1 pseudogene is annotated in these 285 nt (G+C 65.6%); it reads right to left on the bottom strand.

The features are described 5' to 3' along the window. Positions 1–285, bottom strand: a pseudogene (istB, locus tag ACLI50_RS22600) (IS21-like element IS408 family helper ATPase IstB); the annotation flags it as partial.

Genomic DNA, 285 nt, shown 5'->3' with positions numbered 1-285 from the left:
CCTGGTCGAGATCCTGCAAGCCCCAATCGTCGAGGATCAGCACATCAATCTTCGCGAGTTGCGCAAGCCGACGTGTGAAGCTGCCGTCGCCGTGCGCGATTTTCAGCTCTTCGAACAGCCGCGCGACGCGCACATAGAACACGGAGAAGCCCTGCCGGCACGCCTGCTGGCCGAACGCGCAAGCGAGCCACGTCTTGCCCGCGCCGGTGGGGCCGGTCAGGATCAGGTTCTGAGCATTGCGCACCCAGTCGCAGCCGGCGAGCGTGGCGACGATGCGCTGGTCCA

Source organism: Chryseobacterium cupriresistens (assembly GCF_046614675.1).
Classification (GTDB): Bacteria; Bacteroidota; Bacteroidia; order Flavobacteriales; family Weeksellaceae; genus Chryseobacterium; species Chryseobacterium cupriresistens.
Note: the sequence above shows the minus strand (reverse complement) of the source record. Positions and strands in the feature narration are given on the sequence as shown.